Source organism: Micromonospora sp. NPDC005237 (assembly GCF_040607775.1).
Taxonomy (GTDB): Bacteria; Actinomycetota; Actinomycetes; order Mycobacteriales; family Micromonosporaceae; genus Micromonospora.
In genome coordinates, this window is the sequence record NZ_JBEXHJ010000003.1 from 244,645 (window position 1) to 263,842 (window position 19,198).

Sequence of the window (19,198 nt, forward strand, 5' to 3'; positions counted from 1 at the left end):
GTGAACAGGGTGGATCAGGTCATGTTGGCGAGGAACTCGCTGTAGAACAGGCCCAGGGCGATGGCCACACCGATGCCGGCGATGATCCAGAACCGGACCACGATGTTGACCTCGCTCCAGCCGGCCAACTCGAAGTGGTGCTGCAGCGGCGACATCCGGAACACGCGTTTGCCGGTGGTCCGGAAGGAGATGATCTGGATCACCACGGACATCGTGATGATCACGAAGAGCCCACCGATGATCGGCAGCAGCAGGATGGTCCGGGTGGACATCGCCATGCCGGCGATCAGGCCGCCCAGGCCCAGCGCCCCGGTGTCACCCATGAAGATCCGCGCCGGGGACGTGTTCCACCACAGGAAGCCCACACAGGCCCCGGCCGCGGCCCCGGCTATCAGCGCGATCTCCAACGGGTCACGGACCTCGTAGCAGTACGGCTGGGTGTAGCTCGGGTCGGCGCACCAGTGCCGGTACTGCCAGAACGCGATAAGCGCGTACGCCGCGAGAACCATCACCGAGGCGCCGGTGGCCAGACCGTCCAGTCCGTCGGTGAGGTTGACGCCGTTCGTCGCGGCCATCACCACGAAGATGAAGATAATCACCGCGCCGACCTTGCTGACCTCCAGAAAGTCGATGTCCCGGATGAAGCTCAGCGTGGTGCTGCCCACGGTCTGGGTGTTGGTGGCCTTACCCGTCGCGTCGGTCATGGTGCTCGGGAACCACAGCGCGATGACCCCGAAGACCGCGCCGACCAGGATCTGGCCGAGCAACTTGCCGCGCTTGTTGAGGCCGGCGCTGTTGCGCTTGCGCACCTTGAGGAAGTCGTCGAGGAAGCCCACCGCGCCGGAGAACACCATCAGCCCCAGCAGCACCAGCGCCGTGATGGTCGGCTCCACCTGGGCGATCTGCGCGTCCGGCAGGGTGGTCAGGGCCAGGTGCCCGGCCACGTACGCGATCACCGTGGCCAGGATGAAGACCACGCCGCCCATCGTGGGCGTGCCCTTCTTGCCCTGGTGCATGGCCGGGCCGTCGGACCGGATCGGCTGGCCGGCCTTGAGCCGGGTGAACACCTTGATCGCGATCGGCGTGCAGAACAGCGAGACGACGAAGGCCACCCCGATGGCGACGATGATGGCCCTCATCGACCGGCCTCCTCGGCGGCGTCGGCGCGCAGGGCGTCGGCCACCTCCCAGGTCCGGTACCGGGAGCCCTTGACCAGGACGACGTCGCCCGGCCGTAGCTCGCCCCGCAGCACCTCGACGGCCGCCGCCTGATCGGTGAGCAGCACCGACTCTCCTCCCCAGTTCGCTACCGCTGTCGCGCCTTCGTGGATCGGCGCGGCCGGCTCACCCACCACGAGCAGCCGGTCGACACCCAGCTCGGCCGCGAGACGGCCGACCTCGGCGTGGCCGTCGCGCTCGAACGGGCCCAGCTCGGCCATGTAACCGAGCACCGCGACGGTACGCCGCCCCCGACCGAGGCTCGCGAGCGCCCGGAGCGCGACAGCCATCGAGGCCGGGTTGGCGTTGTACGAGTCGTCGATGACCGTCACCCCGTCGGGCCGGTCGAAGACGTCCATCCGCCGGGTGGACTTCAGCCCCAGCTCGCCGAGGGCCGTGCCCACGTCGGCCAGCGGCATGCCCAGCTCCCGGGCGACCGCGGCGGCGGCGAGGGTGTTGCCGACCTGGTGACGGCCGGTCAACGCGAGCCGCACCGGCACGCGCCCCTCCGGCGTGACCAGGGTGTACGACGGGTGCCCCCGCTCGTCGAGCGTGACGTCCTCGGCGCGCAGGTCGGCGTCCGGCGCCTCGCCGTAGCGGACCACCCGGGCCCGGGTGCGACCCGCCATGGCGTCCACCCGGGGGTCGTCGGCGTTCAGCACGGCGAGGCCGTCGGCCGGCAGCGCCTCGACCAGCTCGCCCTTGGCCAGCGCGATGTTGTCCTGCGAGCCGAACTCGCCGATGTGCGACGTCCCGACGTTGAGCACCACCGAGATGCGGGGCGGCACCAGCTCACACAGGTAACGCACGTGCCCGATGCCGCGAGCGCCCTTCTCCATCACCAGGTAGCGGGTGTCCGGCCCGGCCAGCAGAGCCGTGTACGGGTGGCCCAGCTCGTTGTTGAACGAGCCGGGCGGGGCCACCGTGGCGCCGAGGCGGGCGGTGAGCTGGCCGATCAGGTCCTTCGTGGTGGTCTTGCCCGAGGAGCCGGTCACACCGATCACGGTCAGCTCGGGCAGCCGGGCCACCGCCGCGCGGGCCAGCCGGCCCATCGCGGTCAGCGCGTCGTCGACCAGCACCATCGGCACCTCGGGCACCTCGCGGGTGCCGAGCACCGCCACCGCGCCGGCCGCCAGCGCCGTCGCCGCGTAGTCGTGCCCGTCGACCTTCTCCCCCGGGAAGGCCACGAAGAGCGAACCGGGCCCTACCTTGCGCGAGTCGAACTCGACCGAACCGCTGACGGTGGCGGCCGGGTCCGCGTGCACGAGCCGCCCGTCGACCGCGGCGGCCACCTCGGCCAGGGTCAGCGCGATCACCGCTGACCCGCCCGGTCGGAGAAGCGGGCCCGCAGCGCGTCGGCCAGCTCGGTGCTGTCGTCGAACGGGAACATCTCGCCCGCCACCTCCTGGCCCCGCTCATGGCCCTTGCCGAGCAGCGCGATCACGTCGCCCGGCTCGGCCAGTCGGACCGCCTCGTCGATCGCGTCCCGGCGACCGGCCACCTCGATGATCCGGGCGGCGGTGCCCGCCCGGTACGCCCCGGCGAGCACCTCGGCGCGGATCTCCGCCGGGTCCTCGGTACGCGGGTTGTCGTCGGTCACCAGCACCACGTCGGCCCCCTCGGCCGCGGCGGCGCCCATCACCGGGCGCTTGCCCCGGTCGCGGTCCCCGCCGGCGCCGATCACACAGATCAGCCGGCCGGCGCTCAGCTCGCGCAGCGCGGCCAGCGCGGCCACGATCGCGTCGGCCTTGTGCGCGTAGTCGACGACCCCGCGTACCGGCCCGACGACGTCGACCAGTTGCAGACGGCCGGGCACGCCACCGCAGGCGGCCACGCCGGCCGCCGCGGTCGCCGGCTCCACCCCGGCGCCCACCAGGGCGGCGATCGCCAGCAGCGCGTTGGCCACGTTGTGCCGCCCGGGCAGCGCCACCCCGGCGGTCAGCGCCACGCCGTCCGGGCCGTGCGCGATGAACCGCTGCGCGTACCCCTCGCCGTCGACGCCGTCGGCCCACCAGGTCGCGGTCGGGTCGCCGGCAGCCGAGTAGCTGACCGTCGCCGGCTTGTAGAGCGGCTTGAGCGCCGGATCGTCGTGGTTGAGCACCTCGACCGCGCACCGGCCGTCGAAGAGCTGCGCCTTGGCGGCGAAGTAGTCGGCGCTGTCGGCGTGGAAGTCCAGGTGGTCGGAGCCGAAGTTCGTGTACCCGCCGACGGCGAAGCGCACCCCGCCGACCCGGCCCATGGCCAGGGCGTGGCTGGAGACCTCCATGACCACGGCGGTGACGCCGCGCTCCCGGGCGGTGGCCAGCATCGCGTGCAGGTCGGTCGCCTCCGGGGTGGTGCGCACGCTGTCGATCACCAGATCGCCGAGCCGGGTCTCCACGGTGCCGATCAGCCCGGTGGTGTGCCCGGCGGCGCGCAACCCCGACTCGACCAGGTACGCCGTGGAGGTCTTGCCGGCGGTCCCGGTCACGCCGATCACGGTGAGCGCCGCCGTCGGGTCGCCGTACACCGCCGAGGCCAGCTCGCCGAGCACCGCGCGGGGGTCGGGCACCACCAGGGCGGGCAGGCCGCTCGCCGCCGCCAGCTCGGCGCCGGCCGGGTCGGTCAACAGGGCCACCGCGCCGGCCTCGGCGGCGCCGACGGCGAACTCCGCGCCGTGCCGGCGGGCGCCGGGCAGGGCCGCGTACAGGTCGCCGGGGCGGACTTCCTGGCTGGCGTGGGTGGCACCGGTGACGACCACGTCGGCGGCGTCCGCCGGGAGGTCGACGGCGAGCCGGACGGCGAGGTCACCGAGCCGGACGCCGGTCACGGTACGTGGACGTGGATTGCCGGGCACGGCGTCAGACCCTACCCGGTCGCCCGGTTCCGGCCGCACAGCCGCCCCGGTGGTTCGTCGGCACTCACCGATGATGTCGCGCCTCCGCTGGTCAGCGCGGATAGACCACGAACTTGGGTGCGGAACCACTCGGGGACGGCGGCACACGGTAGTGACGCAGCGTGAACTGCATCATGTCGCGGAACGCCGGGTTGGCGATCGCCGCGCCCCCACCACCGGGCGCGTACACGAAGACCGCGATCACGTACCGGGGCTTCTCGGCGGGGGCCATGCCGATGAAGGAGGACACCTCGCCCGGCTGCTTCTTGCCGTCCACCAGACGCCAACCGGTGCCGGTCTTGCCGGCGACCCGGTAGCCGGGGACCGCCGCCAGGGTGCCGGTGGCGCCCTCGACCGTGGTGACCGCCTCCAGCATGGTGCGCAGCGCCGCCGCGTTCTGCGGGCTGAGCACCGAGCGGGTGACCGGCGCCGGCGCGGGGGTGCGCTTGCCGTCCGGGCCGATCGTCTCCTTCACGAGGTGCGGCTGCACGTACGTGCCGTCATTGGCGATGGCGGCGTACGCGGCGGCCATCTGCAGGGGCGTGGCGTCGACGCTGTGCCCGATCGGCACCGACCCGGCCGACGACCCGCTCCACTCGTCGACCGGCAGCAGCCGGCCGCTGGCCTCGCCGGGCAGGCCCTCGCCGGTGGGCTTGCCCAGCCCGAACCGCTTCTGGTAGTCGATCAGCCGCTCCGGGCCGAGCCGGTCGGCGACGGTGATCGCGCCGACGTTCGACGAGAAGGCCAGCATCCCGGGCACGCTCATCTTCCGGCCGTTGGCCGGGTGGGTGTCGGAGAACCAGGTGTCACCCTTCTTGATGCTGTTCGCGATGGGCAGCGTCGTGTCCGGGGTGATCACCCCCTCCTGCAGCGCCGCGCCGTAGGTGATCGCCTTGTGCACCGAGCCGGGGTCGACCACGAAGCTGGTCGCGGCGTCCTCGCGGGCGACCGGATCGCTCGGCACCGGCTTGGCGGCGTTGTAGGTGGGGTCGCTGGCCTGGGCCCGCACCTCGCCGGTGGCGACGTCGATGATCACGGCGGCGGCGGTCGCGCCCCGCTGCCCCGCCATCCCCGCGCTGAGGATCTGCTGGGTGCGGAACTGCAGGTCCCGGTCGATGGTGAGGGTCAGCGAACTGCCCGGCTTGGCCGGGGTCGTCCTGCTGTAGCCGCCGGGGATCGGCGCGGCGAGGTCACCGAGGCCGGCCTCGTACACCCGCTTGCCGTCCTGCCCGGCGAGCAGGTCGTCGTAGCGGGCCTCCAGACCCTCCAGCCCGACCATGTCCTGGCTGGTGAAGCCGATCAGGTTGGCCGCCAGGTCGTCGCCGGGCACCTCCCGGCGCTCGTCGCGGTGCACCCCGATGCCGGGCAGCTCCAACGCCAGCACCTGCTTGGCCGCCGGGATCTCCACCCCCCGGGCCAGGTACTCGAACCGCGACGGGTTGCCGTTTTCCAGCTTGCGGGGCTTCATCAGGTCGGTGAGCTTGGACACCGGGATGCCGAGCAGCGGCGAGAGCGCCTTGGCGGTGGCGGGCCGGTCCTCGATCAGCGTCGGGTCGGCGAACACGTACCGCGCCTCGACGCTGTGGGCCAGCGGCTCGCCCCGGAAGTCGTAGATCGCGCCGCGCGGCGCGGGCAGCTCGACCGTGCGGGTCCGGTCGGCGACGCCACCACCGGCGTAGGCCGGGGTGTCGACCGCCTGCAGGAAGATCAGCCGCACCCCGATGACGACGAAGAGCGCCAGGGTGAGCACGGTGCCCAGGCGCAGCCGCAGCCGCGGGTCGGCGAGCTTCGGCGGGCGCGGCGGCTTGCGCGACGGCCGGCGGGCCGCCGGTCGGTCGGCGCGGCCGGGCGCGCGCGGCGTGGTGCGGCGCCGCGGCGGCTCGTCGCCGGCCGGCCCACGCGGGGTGCGCGGCGCGACGGTCCGCACGACGCCGCCCCGGCCGGCCGCCGGAGCGTCCCGCCGGCCCGAACGGGCGGCGGCCCGGCCGCCGTCGAGCACCTGCAACGCCGGCCGGAACGGGTCGCCGGACCGGGTGCTACGCGGGGTACGCCGCTGCTCGGCGCCCCCGCCGCGCGCCGGTGTGCCCTCGCGGACGGTCCGGCCTCTCGGGGTGTACGCGCGGGCGCCGGAGATGCCCCCGATGCCCGGCTCGCCGGCCCGCGACTCCTCGTCGGCGGGCCCGGCCGCACGCGAAGAACCGCGCCGGGACCCCGGGGGGTTCCGGCGCGGCTCGTCCGACCTCGGTGGCACTGGTCAGCCTCCCGCGCCCTGGCTGGTGACCGACGGCTGGCCGGTCGCCGGCTTCGGCACGCCGATGGTCTTGCCGTCCGGCATCCGGATGTACGCCGGCTCACCGGCGTCCACCAGACCCAGCCGACGCGCCTCGGCGGTCAGGTTGCCCGGCGCCTCGTACTCGGTGATCTGCTTGTCCAGCTGCTGCTTCTCCAGGTCCAGTCGGGCCTGCTGCTGCTGCAGCTTCTCCAGCCGGAACGCGTTCTCATTGATCTTGGTGTTGACCGCCAGGATGCCGAGCACCCCGCCGACCACCAGCACCACGATCAGCGCCGCGAACGGCGCACGCGGCACCGACACCGGCGGCGGCGGCGCCACCCGCAGCCGAGGCGAGCGAGCGGTCGCCGCGACGCTAGCCTTCTCGGCCGGACGCAGCGCGGCGCTGCCCTGGGTCGGGAACTCGCGCGCCCCCCGGGCGCGAGCCTCCCCCTGCCGGTTGACTCGATCGATGCGTGGCGTACCGTTCCCCACGCGCGGGGCTCGCTCCGCCGCGGTCCGGCCCCCCGACCGCGGTGCGCGCTGCCCGCCGCCGGTGACGTCCCGGCGGTCGCGCTTGTCAATGTTCATGTCCCCTCCCCCTCTACATCCGTCCCTCTGCCGTCCCGGTGCCCCTGATCCCCCACGGATCAGGCTGACCCAGTGCCCGGTTGGTGCATCCCCTTCACCCTGCGGCGGGACCGTTCGCGGTCGGTCCGCGCCTGTTCTGTCGCGTTCGGGTCGAGTCGAACCGCTGCCCGCAACCGCACCGAAGCGGCGCGCGGGTTCGCGGCAACCTCCTCCTCCCCGGGCAGTTCGGCGCCCCGGCTGAGCAGCCGGAACGTCGGACCGGACCCGGGCAGCTCAACCGGGAGGTCGATCGGGCCCTTACTGCGGACCCGGTCCGCGAGCGCCGCCTTGGTGAGCCGGTCCTCCAGCGAGTGGTAGGACAGGACCACCATGCGACCGCCCACGGTCAGAGCGTCGAGCGCGGACGGCAGCGCCGTCTCCAGCGCTGCCAGCTCTCTGTTTACCTCGATCCGTAAAGCCTGAAACGTTCTCTTTGCCGGGTGTCCGCCCGTTCGTCGCGCTGGCGCCGGAATGGAGTCCCGGACCAGCTCCGCCAGCCGCGCGGACGAGGTGATCCGGGCGCGCTCGCGCTCCCGGATGATCGCCGAGGCGATCCGGCCGGCGAACTTCTCCTCGCCGTACACCCGCAGCACCCGGGCCAGATCCGGATGGGCGTACGTGTTGACCACCTCTTCGGCGGTCACCCCCCGCGTCTGGTCCATCCGCATGTCCAGCGGCGCGTCCTGCGCGTACGCGAACCCGCGGTCGGGCGCGTCCAGTTGCAGCGACGAGACACCCAGGTCGAACAGGATCCCGTCGATCCCCGGATAGCCCAGCCGCTCCAGCACCTCGGGCAGCTCGTCGTAGACGGCGTGCTCCAGGTGCACCCGGTCGGCGAACCGCGCCAGCCGGACCCGCGCGTGAGCGAGCGCCTCGGTGTCCCGGTCGAGCCCGATCAGGACCGTCTCCGGGTGTGCCTCCAACACCGCCTCCGCGTGCCCGGCCAGGCCGAGCGTCGCGTCGACGTGCACCGTCCGGCCGCCTCGACCCAGCGCGGGGGCCAGCAGCTCGAGACACCGCTCGAGCAGCACCGGCACGTGCGTGCCGCGCAACTCCCCCATGTCGACCCCCACTGGTTGAAACGTCCGTTCTTCTCGCGCGCCTGCCGTCGGACGGCGCTGCCGTCGTACCGCCAGATCCCCATCCGCTCCCGCCGGACACCGGACGCTCGCCCGATGACTGGATCGTGCGCCTGGCACCGGGGAAGGGGTGCCAGGAACTCGAAAGCGGCTGGAGATCTCGCAGTACGTCGGGCGCCGTTCCGCCCTACAGACCGCCGGGCAGCACCCCCTCCTCGATGTCGGCGAAGTCGTCTTCGCTCTCGGCGAGGTAGGTCTCCCAGGCGACCTTGTCCCAGATCTCCACCCGTGTGCTCGCGCCGATGACCACCAGGTCACGGTCGAGCGCCGCGTACTCCCGAAGGTGTGCCGGAATCGTCACGCGGCCCTGCTTGTCCGGCACCTCGTCGTGCGCGCTGGCGAAGAAGACCCGGCTGTAGGCCCGGGCCGCCTTGTGCGTCATCGGCTGCGCGCGCAACTGCTCCGCGATCCGCTGGAACTCGGGTGTCGGAAAGACATAGAGGCAACGATCCTGCCCTTTGGTGACCACGACACCCCCCGCCAGCTCATCCCGGAACCTGGCCGGAAGGATCAACCGGCCTTTGTCGTCCAGGCGCGGAGTATGGGTGCCGAGGAACATCCGGCCCTACCCCCTCGCCCTTGAGCGGCGTTCGCGGCGCCGCTGACCCCCCGGGCCGGTGAGCCCTCCCGGCCTCACCATTGGGCCCCACCTTACTCCACTTCCCTCCACCTGCAACCAGATTCGCCCGCGTGGCGCGGCCGATTCACGCGCAAAACCGCACGTCACACGGGGTGGAGCGGAGTGGAGGGCCGGAGCCCTCCCCCGGCGTGGTCCGCTTTCCGACATAGATCGACTCCGTCCGGTGGAGCGCGAACCGCCCACCCGCGCGGATGCCACGGCCGAACGGTTCACCGTCGGCGGCGATCTGGTGAAGCGGGCGGTCCGGTAACCTCGCTCGCGTGACGGACGCGAAAATGCCCCTACGGGCCAAGGTGGCCAGCTCCGTGTCACGGACCGCCGCGGCGCTCTCCCGGGCCGCCGGCCGTGGCGACGGATCGGTGATCGGCGGATGGATCGGGCTGAAGATCGACCCGGAGCTGCTGGCACACCTGTCGGCCGGACGCGCCATCGCGCTCGTCTCCGGCACCAACGGCAAGACGACCACCACCCGGTTGACCGCCGCCGCGGTCGGCGTGCTCGGCCGGGTCGCCACCAACTCCTTCGGCGCCAACATGCCCAGCGGGCACACCTCGGCGCTGGCCAAGGCCGGCAGCACCCCGTACGCGGTGCTGGAGGTCGACGAGCACTACCTCGCCCAGGTCCTGGAGTCGACCGAGCCGCACGTGGTCGCGCTGCTGAACCTCTCCCGCGACCAGCTGGACCGGGCCAAGGAGGTCGCCATGATGGCGCAGCTCTGGCGCGCGGCGCTGGTCCGGCACACCGACGTACGGGTGGTGGCCAACGCCGACGACCCGCTGGTGGTCTGGGCCGCCACCCCGCCGGGCGACCCCGCCCGGGGCATCAACCCGCCGCACGTGACCTGGTTCAGTGCCGGTCAGCGCTGGCACGACGACTCCTGGGTCTGCCCGGAGTGCGGCTCCACGATCCAGCGCTCGGGCGACCAGTGGTGGTGCACCGGCTGCCCGCTGCGCCGACCGGAGCCGAACTGGGTCGTCGAGGACGAGGGCGTGCTCGACCCCACCGGCGCCTGGCACAAGGTCTCCCTCCAGCTGCCCGGCAAGGTCAACCTCGGCAACGCGGCGACCGCGCTGGCCGTGGCGGCCGAGTTCGGCGTACGCCCGGTCGACGCGGTGTCCCGCCTCGGCATCGTCACCTCGGTGGCCGGCCGTTACGCGCAGGTCGACAAGGACGGCCGCAACATCCGGCTGCTGCTGGCCAAGAACCCGGCCAGTTGGTTGGAGGCCTTCGACATGGCCGACGACGCGCCGACCCTGCTCTCCATCAACGCGCGCGACCCCGACGGTCTGGACACCTCCTGGCTCTACGACGTCGACTTCGCCCCGCTGCGCGGCCGGCAGGTGTTGATCACCGGCGACCGGGCCTACGACCTGGCGGTCCGACTGGACGTCAACGACGTACCGTTCCAGCACGTGCGCACCTTCGACGACGCGATCCGGTCGGTCCCGCCCGGGCGACTGGAGGTCATCGCGAACTACACCGCGTTCCAGGACATCCGAGCGGAGTTGGACCGTGTCATCTGAGAGCCTGCGCATCGTCTGGATCTACCCCGACCTGCTGTCCACCTACGGCGACCGGGGCAACGCCCTGATCCTCGCCCGACGGGCCCGCCAACGCGGCATGCCGGTCGAGGTGCTGGAGGTCCGCTCCGACCAGCGGCTGCCCGCGACCGCCGACATCTACCTGGTCGGCGGTGGCGAGGACGGCCCGCAGGCGTTGGGCGCCCAGCGGCTGATCGCCGACGGCGGTCTGCACCGGGCGGTCGCCCAGGGGTCTGTGGTGTTCGGCGTGTGTGCCGGTTACCAGCTGCTCGGCACCTCCTTCTTCGCCAAGGGTGTGCAGTGTCGCGGGCTGGAGCTGCTGGACCTGCAGTCCGACCGGGGCGAGAGCCGGGCCGTCGGCGAGCTGGCCGGTGAGATCGACCCCCGACTGGGCCTGCCCCCGCTGACCGGTTTCGAGAACCACGGCGGTCGCACCCATCTCGGTCCGGAGGTCGCCCCGCTGGCCCGGGTCACCACCGGGGTCGGCAACGACGGCGCCACCGAGGGCGCGTGGCGTGGCAAGCTGCTGGGCACCTACTCGCACGGCCCGGCCCTGGCCCGCAACCCGGCCCTGGCCGACCTGCTGCTGCGCTGGGCCACCGGGGCACACCAGCTGCCGCCGCTGGACGACACCTGGTCCGACCGGCTGCGCAACGAGCGCCGCGCCGCAGTGGCCCCCGCCCGGGCATGATCCGAGCCGTCCGGCGGCTGCTCCGGCAGCCGTCGGCCGCCCGGTTCGCCCTGCTCGTGCTGCTGATCGGCGGCTGCGGGCTGCTGCTGCTCCTGGTGCCCCGGCCGGATCCGGCGCACCTGCCGGAACTGGCCGACCGGTTGGGCGGCCTCGCTCCGGTGGCGGCGATCCTCGGTGGGGCGCTGCTGCTGGTCGCGCTGGTTCCCCGTACCTTCATCACGCTCGCCGCGGGCGCGATCTTCGGCCCCCTGGAGGGCGCGGCGTACGCCCTGGGCGCCGCGCTGGTGGCGGCGGCGATCGGGTTCACGGTCGGCCGGCTGCTCGGCCGGGAGTTCGTCGCCGATCGGGTCCGGGGCCGACTGGCCCGCCTCGACGGGTGGTTCGCCCGGCAGAGCGTGGTCGGCGTGGTCACCGTCCGGCTGCTGCCGATCGCCGGCTTCGGCCTGGTCAGCTACGGCTACGGCACGACCGGCGCCCGGATGCTGCCGTTCCTGGCCGGCAGCGTGATCGCCGCCGCGCCGACCGCGTTCGGCTACGCCGCGATCGGCGCGGCCGTCAGCTCGCCCGGCCACGTCAACTGGTACGCCGCCGCCCCGGCCAGCCTCGGCCTGATCGCCAGCGTCGTGCTCGTCCACCAGTGGTGGCGCGGCGAACGACGCCGCCGGTCGATGTCGGTCTGACCGTGCCCAACCCGACGGATCCGACGGGCGAGCAGCGACTGGCTGAGGGCTTCGTCAGCGACGTGGTCCGGATCGGCGACACGGTGCGTCGGACGCCACCTGCCAACCTGGACTTCGTCGGCGGCTCCTGGACCACCTGGCCGTGGTCGGCGCGGACCTCCCGCCTCGGTACCTGGGGGTCGACGCCCTCGGCCGGCAGGTGCTCAGCCACATCGGAACGCAACCGACCCGGCGAGAGACGCAGGGCCGGTTGCGAACCGGGATCCTACTTCGGCACCGGCGACGTGTAGCCGACGACGGCTGACTCCCAGTTGGAGTGCAACACGTGGGAGACCGTGTTCGACTGGTTGCCGCCGACCACGTAGTGATTGCCGTCCGTGCTGGTGTCGTAGTACGAAGTCACGATGGCCACGTGGTCGATGACTCCGTCGCCACCCCAGTCGTAGGACGCGGCGTCACCCTTGCGCGGGACGTAGCCGCTGCCCCGGCCGTGCCAGGTGCCGTTGTTGATGCCGTAGGTCCGGAAGCTCGACGCGGCGGCGTTGAGCCCGGTGTACTTCGCACCACCCCAGTAGAACGCGAACTTCGCGAAGTCGGCGCACCACGCCCGGGCCCGCCACCTCACGTCGTCCCAGGTCTTTGACCCGTTCCGGTACATGTACCCGGGGCTCACCGGACCGCAGGTGCCGGTCCCCGAGCTGTCGTAGCGATCGTTGTTCGGGTCGGCCCAGAAGCCGGTGTAGAAGTTGCAGTCCTGGCCGCTGCGCTCCTTCAGGCGGTACTGCACATCGGTGTTCTCCGAAGTGAACTGTTCCCAGGCGATGTTACCGACGTCGATGCCCAGTTGGGTGTCGGCGGCGTGCGCAATTCCTGGCACGACGAAGATGCTGGAGGTGGCGGCGACCACGGCCACCACGGCCATGCGGAGTGCTTTCACGGTTGTCTCCTGTCCGGCGATCAGAGCCAGCCGCCGCAGCGGCGGTTGGTGTTGCCGTCACTGGTGCAGACCTTGAGGTAGACGCCCGAGCTGAAGGGGCCGTACCACTCGTCCTCGGCCCAGTCGCCGACGCCTCCGGTCGCCTCGTCGAGCTTCACGCCGGCAGTCGACGTGCTCGGTGTCCTGATCCACACCTCGGCGCGGCGACCGTCCTTGGCCGTGTCTTCGAGAAAGTAGCTGAGGCCGGTGGTAAAGGCCTCGGGGCAGATCTGGTACGTCAGATCGGCTCCGGAGATGCTGGCCGTGCCGCTGCGGCATGCGGCCGCGGACGCGGCCGTTGGTGACAGGACCACTGCGGCGGTCCCGACAAGGCCGGTGGCTACGACGGTTCGCAGGCCACGCTGCCAGGCTTGCTTCATGTGCCCTCCTCATCGTGCCCGGACGCCGCTTCGTCGACGCCCGGTCGAGGCGCTTTGCCGCCCCCCGTTGCGCACACTCTCCCGGCGCGTGGTGGAAGCGGAGTGGAAGTCGGGTGCAGCGCTCAATCCGCCAGGATCGATACAATGCGTCGGGGTGGCCGCGACGAGCACGGGGGGTCTCGGATGGAGCAACTGCGGCTCACCGTGCTCGGTCCGCTGGAGGCCGAACGGGCTGGCGCCGTGATCCGGCTCGGCCCGCGGCAGGTGGAGCTGCTCTCCGTGCTCGTCATCGAACTCGGCCGCCCGGTGTTGGCCCGCCGCCTGGTGGATCTCCTCTGGGGTACCACCGCCGGCGACGGCGCGGCGCCGACGCTCCGCAGCCATGTCTCGCACCTGCGGCGTGCCCTGGGGCCCGGCCGGTCCGCGCCCGCGGAGGCCTCGATCGTCGCCACCGTCGGCACCGGCCCCGGCCTGGCGTACCGGCTGGATCTGCCCCCCGACTGTGTGGACGCCTGCCTTTTCGAACAGCAGGCCACGCAGGGGCGGCGGCTGCTCGACGCCAGCGACCCGGCGCTGATCCCACGCGCCGCCGAGCTCTTCGGCGCCGCACTGGCCCACTGGCGGGGGCCGGCCTTCGCTGACGTCGCCGACCGGCCGTTCGCCCTGCCCGAGGTGGCCCGCCTCGACGCGTTGCGCCGCACCGCCCGACGCGGTCACGCCGAGGCGCTGATCGCGCTCGGGCGACCCGCCGCAGCCGTCGGCGTGCTCACCGGCGCGGTTCTGGACGACCCGTACGACGAGGGCGTCCGCCACCTGCTCACGCTCGCCCTCTACGCCGAGCAGCGGGTGGACGAGGCCGCCGAGGTCTGCCGACGGGGCATCGCCCTGCTGCGGGAACGAGGCATGGACGCACCGCAACTCCACCGTCTGTACGCCGCTATCCTGCGGCGCGACGAGCTGCCGATCCCGGCACCCGCGGCGGTGGTCGGCGGACTCGCGCCGGTGGCGCCGGCGAGCCTGCTGCCACCGGACCCGCCGCACTTCGTCGGCCGGGCCGCCGAGCTCGATGCGGCTCGGCGGCACTGCCTGGCGCTGAAACGGCAGCAGATCCTGCTCGTGACCGGTGCGGCCGGCGTGGGCAAGACCAGCTTCGCCGTCCGCTTGGCGCACCTGCTCGCCGAGGATTTCCCGGACGGATGCCTATACGTCAACCTGCGCGGCTTCGATCCGGGCGGTACGGCGATCGCCGGGGACGAGGCGGTGCGACTCTTCCTGGACGCCTTGCGGGTGCCACCGGAGCAGACGCCGGCGCGCGAGGAGAGTCGGGCCGGCCACTACCGGAGGCTGCTGTCGGAGCGCCGCATGCTGATCGTGCTCGACAACGCCCGGGACGCCGGTCAGGTGCGCCCACTCCTGCCCGGTGCCGCCGGGTGCGCGGTGGTGGTGACCAGTCGACAGCAACTACCCGGCCTGGTGACCGTCGAGGGCGCCCAACCGGTCACCCTCGACCTGCTCACTGCCGCCGAAGCCCGCGATCTGCTGACGAGCCGACTGGGTGGCGACCGGGTGGCGACGGAGCCGGGGCCCGTGGCAGGGATCATCGAACGGTGTGACCGGCTGCCGCTGGCCCTGGCGATCGTGGCGGCCCGCGCGGCGACTCATCCCCGGTTCCCGCTCGCCGTGCTGGCCCGGGAACTGACCGAGTCCCGCGGCAGCCTCGACGGCTTCGCGGCCGGCGATCCGGCCACCGACCTCCGGTCGGTCTTCTCCTGGTCGTACCGGGCTCTCGGCGGTGCGGCAGCGCGGTTGTTCCGCCTACTCGGGCTGCACCCCGGGCAGGACATCTCGGTGCGGGCCGCCGCAAGCCTCGCCGCACTGCCCGAGCGGCAGGTCCGCCCCGTCCTCGCCGAACTGGCCCGTGCGCAACTCGTCATGGAGCGGGCACCGGGCAGGTACACCTGCCACGATCTGCTCCGGGCGTACGCGGCGGAGCTGGTCGCGTCGGAGCCCCCGGAGGTAGGCCACGCGGCGCGGCGCCGGATCGTCGACCACTATCTGCTCAGCGCCCGCACGGCCGACGCGCGACTGTCCCCGCTACGGCAGCCGATCACGCCGCCGTCGTTGACGACGGGCGTGACTCCGGAGGAGCCTGCGGACGGCGCCTCGGCCTTGGCCTGGCTCGCCGAGGAGCACGGCGTGCTCATCCGGGTGGTCGAGCTGGCTGCTCGGCACGGCTTCGACCGGCACGTGTGGCAGTTGGCGTGGGCGGTGACCACCTTCCTGTCCCGTCGTGGCTGCTGGGAGGACCTGATCGCCGTACAGCACCGCGCGCTGGCCGCGGCTGAACGCTGCGGCGACAGGGCCGCAGCGGCGCAGGCACATCGCGACGTCGTCGCGGCCTTCTCCGAGACCGGCCGCCTCCGGTTGGCCCGTCAGCACCTGGAGTCGGCTCTGGCGCTGCTGCGGGAACTCGGCGACCGGACCGGGCAGGCGCAGACGTTGCTGACCCTCAGCTGGATCAACGAGAAGGAGGGTGACCAGATGACCGCGCTGCACCACGACGAGCGGGCGCTGGCCCTCTTCCGGGCCGACGGGCACCAGGCGGGGGAAGCCCGGGCGCTCAATGCGATCGGCTGGGATCATGCCGTGCTCGGCGCGTACCGGGAGGCGGTCGGCTACTGCCAGCGGGCGCTGGTCCTGCAGCGCCGGCTCGGTGACGGGGTCGGGGAGGCGAACAGTTGGGACACGTTGGGCTACGCCCATCACCATCTCAGCCGCTACCGCCGGGCAGCCCGCTGCTTTCGACGGTCACTGGCGCTCAGTCGAGAATTGGGACACCGCTACAACGAGGCGGAGACGCTGCACCACCTGGGCGACAACCACGAGGCCCTCGGCGACCTGGCTGCCGCACACGACTGCTGGCTGCGTGCCTTCGAGATCCATAGCGACATGCGGCACCCAGCTGCCGCGCAGTTGCGCGACAAGCTCTCGGCGGGCCACGGCCATCCCCGTCGCCGGCCGGAGGTGGCGGCCGTCGTCCGCTGAGTGCATCCCGTACCGGCACGGTGGACAAGCGGCCGGCCGGTACGGGACGTAATGACGACCGACCACCATCACATGACGACGGAGACCATCCGGCCCTTCACCACGATGACCTTGCGGGGTTCCTTGCCGGTCAGGGAGGCGGTCACCGCTTCCAGGGCGGCGGCGCGGACGGTCTCCTCGGAGGCGTCGGCGGGGACCTCGATGCGGCCACGGACCTTGCCGTTGACCTGCACCGGATAGGTCAGCGTCTCGGCCACCAGCAGCTCCGGGTCGGCGGTCGGGAAGTCCGCGTACGTCAGCGAGGTGTCGTGGCCCAGCTTGCGCCACAGCTCCTCGGCCACGTGCGGGGCGAACGGCGCCACCATCAGCACCAGCGGCTCGGCCACCTCCCGCGGCGTGGCCGACAGTCGGGTCAGCCCGTTGGTCAGCTCGATCAGCTTGGCGATCGCGGTGTTGAACCGGATGCCGTCCATGTCGCCGCGGACCCCGTCGATCACCTTGTGCAGCAGCCGACGGGTCGCTTCGTTGGCCGGAGCCTCGGTGATCCGCAGCGCGCCGGTCTGCTCGTCGACGACGGCCCGCCAGACCCGCTGCAGGAACCGGTACGAGCCGACCACCGCCCGGGTCTCCCAGGGTCGGGACACCTCCAGCGGGCCCATCGACATCTCGTACACCCGGAAGGTGTCCGCGCCGTAGGCGGCGCACATGTCGTCGGGGGTCACCACGTTCTTCAGCGACTTGCCCATCTTGCCGTACTCGCGGTTGACCGTCAGGTCGCCCAGGTAGTAGGCGCCGTCGCGCTCGACGACCTCCTCGGCCTGCACGTAGCTGCCGCGCGAGTCGGTGTACGCGTACGCCTGGATCATGCCCTGGTTGAACAGCTTGCGGAACGGCTCGAACGACGAGACGTGCCCCAGGTCGAACAGCACCTTGTGCCAGAACCGCGCGTACAGCAGGTGCAGCACGGCGTGCTCGGCGCCGCCGACGTACAGGTCGGTGCCCCCGCAGTCGCCCTCGGCGCGCGGGCCCATCCAGTACCGCTCGTTCTCCGCGTCGACGAACCGCTCGCTGTTGGTCGGGTCCAGGTAGCGCAGCTCGTACCAGCAGGAGCCGGCCCACTGCGGCATCACGTTGGTCTCCCGGGTGTAGCGCTTCGGCCCGTCACCCAGGTCCAGCTCGACCTCGACCCAGTCCCGCCGCCGCGACAGCGGGGTCTCCGGGTTGCTGTTCGCGTCGTCGGCGTCGAACGTCTTCGGCGAGAAGTCGTCCACCTCGGGCAGCTCGACGGGCAGCATCTCCTCCGGCAGGGCGATGGCCGCGCCGGTCTCGTCGTAGACGATCGGGAACGGCTCACCCCAGTAGCGCTGGCGGGAGAACAGCCAGTCGCGCAGCCGGTAGGTCACCGCGCCGGTGCCGTGCCCGTTCGCCTCCAGCCAGGAGATGATCGCCGCCTTGGCGTCGGCGACCCCCAGGCCGTTCAGGTCCAGGCCGCGCTCGGGCGCGGCGCTGTTGATGGCCGGGCCGTCCCCGGTGTACGCCTTGCCGTCGAAGCCCTCCGCCGGCTGCACGGTACGCACGATGGGCAGCTCGAAGACCTCGGCGAACGCCCAGTCCCGCTCGTCCTGCGCGGGCACCGCCATGATCGCGCCGGTGCCGTAGCCGGCCAGCACGTAGTCGGCGATGAAGATCGGGATCTGCCCGCCGGTGACCGGGTTGGTGGCGTACGCGCCGATGAAGACGCCTGTCTTCTCCTTGCTGTCGGACTGCCGCTCGACGTCGGTCTTGGCCGCCGCCGCCTTGCGGTACGCCTCGACGGCCTCGGAGGGGCTGGCGTGCCCGCCGGTCCAGGCGTCCCTCGTGCCGTCGGGCCAACTGGCCGGCGCCAGCGTGTCGACCAGCTCGTGCTCGGGCGCCAGCACCATGTAGGTGGCCCCGAAGACGGTGTCCGGGCGGGTCGTGAACACCCGGATCGGCTCCCGGGTGGTCGGGAAGTCGATGTGCGCGCCGGTGGAGCGACCGATCCAGTTGCGCTGCATGTGCTTGATCGCCTCGGGCCAGTCCAGGCTGTCCAGGTCGTCCAGCAGCCGGTCGCCGTACGCGGTGATCCGCATCATCCACTGCTTCAGGTTGCGCTTGAAGACCGGGAAGTTGCCGCGCTCGGAGCGCCCGTCGGCGGTGACCTCCTCGTTGGCCAGCACGGTGCCCAGGCCGGGGCACCAGTTGACCGGGGCCTGCGAGACGTACGCCAGCCGGTGGTCGTCGACGACCTGGCGGCGCTCGGCGACGCTCAGCTCGGCCCAGGGCCGGCCGTCCGGGGTGGAGCGGTTGCCGCCCTCGAACTCGGCGATCAGCTCGGCGATCGGCCGGGCCCTGCCGGCGTCGCGGTCGTACCAGGAGTTGAAGATCTGCAGGAAGATCCACTGCGTCCAGCGGTAGAAGTCGGTGTCGATGGTCGCCACCGACCGGCGCTCGTCGTGCGCCAGCCCCAGGCGCCGCAGCTGCGACTTGTAGCGCTCGATGTTCGCGACAGTGGTGGTCCGGGGGTGGGTGCCGGTCTGCACGGCGTACTGCTCGGCGGGCAGGCCGAACGCGTCGAACCCCATCGCGTGCAGCACGTTGCGCCCGGCCATCCGCTGGTAGCGGGCGAAGCAGTCGGTGCCGATGTAGCCCAGCGGGTGGCCGACGTGCAGGCCGGCGCCGGACGGGTACGGGAACATGTCCAGCACGTACAGCTTCTCCGCCCCGGCCCGGGGGTGGCCCGGATCGGCCAGCGGACCGGTCGGGTTCGGTGCGTGAAAGGTGCCCTCGCGCGCCCAGGTGTCCTGCCAACGGGTCTCGATCTCGTCGGCCAGGGCCGCGGTGTACCGGAACGGGGGGATGTCGCCCGCCGGTGCGGCTGCCTCACTCATCGTTTCTCCTCGCTTCGCTTCGCTTCGTCTCGGCACCGCCGGGCCGGACCGGCGGCGGGCACAAAAAAGCCCCTCGCGCAGGAGGGGCCGCCGTGCTGTCGCGCGTTCAGCGCATCAGCACGGCCCGGTAAGAAGCAGGAAGACTCCGGCCATGTCCGGCAGTGTACCCCGTCGCCGACGGGACCGGAGGAACCGCCGGGCGCGGT

14 protein-coding genes are annotated in these 19,198 nt (G+C 72.4%); 4 read left to right on the forward strand and 10 right to left on the reverse strand.

Going from position 1 to position 19,198, the window contains the following annotated elements; genetic code table 11:
* Positions 1 to 14 precede the first annotated feature (14 nt).
* From mraY to mraZ, 7 genes are all read right to left on the reverse strand, one after another.
* A complete protein-coding gene (mraY, locus tag ABZT87_RS10000) occupies positions 15 to 1,139 on the reverse strand; it encodes a phospho-N-acetylmuramoyl-pentapeptide-transferase (protein WP_354856133.1) in 1,125 nt (374 codons plus the stop codon).
* Entirely contained in the window at positions 1,136 to 2,533 is a 1,398-nt protein-coding gene (gene murF / locus ABZT87_RS10005; protein WP_355067226.1) for a UDP-N-acetylmuramoyl-tripeptide--D-alanyl-D-alanine ligase, read from the reverse strand. The genes mraY and murF overlap by 4 nt, the downstream gene beginning before the upstream one ends.
* A complete protein-coding gene (locus tag ABZT87_RS10010; RefSeq protein WP_355134879.1) occupies positions 2,530 to 4,092 on the reverse strand; it encodes a UDP-N-acetylmuramoyl-L-alanyl-D-glutamate--2,6-diaminopimelate ligase in 1,563 nt (520 codons plus the stop codon). The genes murF and ABZT87_RS10010 overlap by 4 nt, the downstream gene beginning before the upstream one ends.
* Before the next feature lie 52 nt (positions 4,093 to 4,144).
* Positions 4,145 to 6,343, reverse strand: a complete 2,199-nt coding sequence (locus tag ABZT87_RS10015; protein WP_355134881.1) for a penicillin-binding transpeptidase domain-containing protein — start codon at positions 6,341 to 6,343, stop codon at positions 4,145 to 4,147.
* Between the two features lie 3 nt (positions 6,344 to 6,346).
* Entirely contained in the window at positions 6,347 to 6,952 is a 606-nt protein-coding gene (locus ABZT87_RS10020) for a hypothetical protein (RefSeq protein WP_355134883.1), read from the reverse strand.
* A 59-nt stretch (positions 6,953 to 7,011) separates the two neighbouring features.
* Positions 7,012 to 8,052 (reverse strand): 16S rRNA (cytosine(1402)-N(4))-methyltransferase RsmH, encoded by a 1,041-nt coding sequence (rsmH, locus tag ABZT87_RS10025; protein WP_355066914.1) that lies wholly within the window; start codon positions 8,050 to 8,052, stop codon positions 7,012 to 7,014.
* 205 nt (positions 8,053 to 8,257) lie between these two features.
* Positions 8,258 to 8,689 (reverse strand): division/cell wall cluster transcriptional repressor MraZ, encoded by a 432-nt coding sequence (gene mraZ, locus ABZT87_RS10030; RefSeq protein WP_355066874.1) that lies wholly within the window; start codon positions 8,687 to 8,689, stop codon positions 8,258 to 8,260.
* Positions 8,690 to 9,045: 356 nt separating this feature from the next.
* On the opposite strand from mraZ, the gene ABZT87_RS10035 reads away from it, so the two are divergent.
* From ABZT87_RS10035 to ABZT87_RS10045, 3 genes are read left to right on the forward strand one after another with little or no spacing between them, the layout of a single operon-like run.
* A complete protein-coding gene (locus ABZT87_RS10035) occupies positions 9,046 to 10,293 on the forward strand; it encodes a MurT ligase domain-containing protein (protein ID WP_354856178.1) in 1,248 nt (415 codons plus the stop codon).
* Positions 10,283 to 11,002: a glutamine amidotransferase gene (locus ABZT87_RS10040; RefSeq protein WP_354856127.1), complete on the forward strand. Its 720-nt coding sequence runs from the start codon at positions 10,283 to 10,285 to the stop codon at positions 11,000 to 11,002. The genes ABZT87_RS10035 and ABZT87_RS10040 overlap by 11 nt, the downstream gene beginning before the upstream one ends.
* Positions 10,999 to 11,682 (forward strand): VTT domain-containing protein, encoded by a 684-nt coding sequence (locus ABZT87_RS10045; RefSeq protein WP_355066875.1) that lies wholly within the window; start codon positions 10,999 to 11,001, stop codon positions 11,680 to 11,682. Before ABZT87_RS10040 ends, ABZT87_RS10045 begins: the two co-directional genes overlap by 4 nt.
* A gap of 265 nt (positions 11,683 to 11,947) precedes the next feature.
* Here ABZT87_RS10045 and ABZT87_RS10050 read toward each other — a convergent pair whose 3' ends face one another.
* Entirely contained in the window at positions 11,948 to 12,619 is a 672-nt protein-coding gene (locus ABZT87_RS10050; protein ID WP_354856125.1) for a CHAP domain-containing protein, read from the reverse strand.
* A gap of 20 nt (positions 12,620 to 12,639) precedes the next feature.
* Complete coding sequence (locus ABZT87_RS10055; protein WP_354856124.1) at positions 12,640 to 13,038, reverse strand: hypothetical protein; 399 nt, start codon at positions 13,036 to 13,038, stop codon at positions 12,640 to 12,642.
* A gap of 183 nt (positions 13,039 to 13,221) precedes the next feature.
* On the opposite strand from ABZT87_RS10055, the gene ABZT87_RS10060 reads away from it, so the two are divergent.
* A complete protein-coding gene (locus tag ABZT87_RS10060; protein ID WP_355134885.1) occupies positions 13,222 to 16,083 on the forward strand; it encodes a BTAD domain-containing putative transcriptional regulator in 2,862 nt (953 codons plus the stop codon).
* A 68-nt stretch (positions 16,084 to 16,151) separates the two neighbouring features.
* Here the strand turns inward: ABZT87_RS10060 and leuS are convergent, their stop codons facing one another.
* A complete protein-coding gene (leuS, locus tag ABZT87_RS10065; RefSeq protein WP_355134887.1) occupies positions 16,152 to 18,992 on the reverse strand; it encodes a leucine--tRNA ligase in 2,841 nt (946 codons plus the stop codon).
* Positions 18,993 to 19,198 lie beyond the last annotated feature (206 nt).

Excerpts from the sequence above, each read along its gene's own strand:
- ABZT87_RS10035 (WP_354856178.1), top strand. The coding sequence starts at position 9,046 with ATGCCCCTACGGGCCAAGGTGGCCAGCTCCGTGTCACGGACCGCCGCG.
- ABZT87_RS10055 (WP_354856124.1), bottom strand. The coding sequence starts at position 13,038 with ATGAAGCAAGCCTGGCAGCGTGGCCTGCGAACCGTCGTAGCCACCGGC.
- rsmH (WP_355066914.1), bottom strand. The coding sequence starts at position 8,052 with ATGGGGGAGTTGCGCGGCACGCACGTGCCGGTGCTGCTCGAGCGGTGT.
- mraY (WP_354856133.1), bottom strand. The coding sequence starts at position 1,139 with ATGAGGGCCATCATCGTCGCCATCGGGGTGGCCTTCGTCGTCTCGCTG.
- ABZT87_RS10045 (WP_355066875.1), top strand. The coding sequence starts at position 10,999 with ATGATCCGAGCCGTCCGGCGGCTGCTCCGGCAGCCGTCGGCCGCCCGG.
- mraZ (WP_355066874.1), bottom strand. The coding sequence starts at position 8,689 with ATGTTCCTCGGCACCCATACTCCGCGCCTGGACGACAAAGGCCGGTTG.
- ABZT87_RS10060 (WP_355134885.1), top strand. The coding sequence starts at position 13,222 with ATGGAGCAACTGCGGCTCACCGTGCTCGGTCCGCTGGAGGCCGAACGG.
- ABZT87_RS10020 (WP_355134883.1), bottom strand. The coding sequence starts at position 6,952 with ATGAACATTGACAAGCGCGACCGCCGGGACGTCACCGGCGGCGGGCAG.
- leuS (WP_355134887.1), bottom strand. The coding sequence starts at position 18,992 with ATGAGTGAGGCAGCCGCACCGGCGGGCGACATCCCCCCGTTCCGGTAC.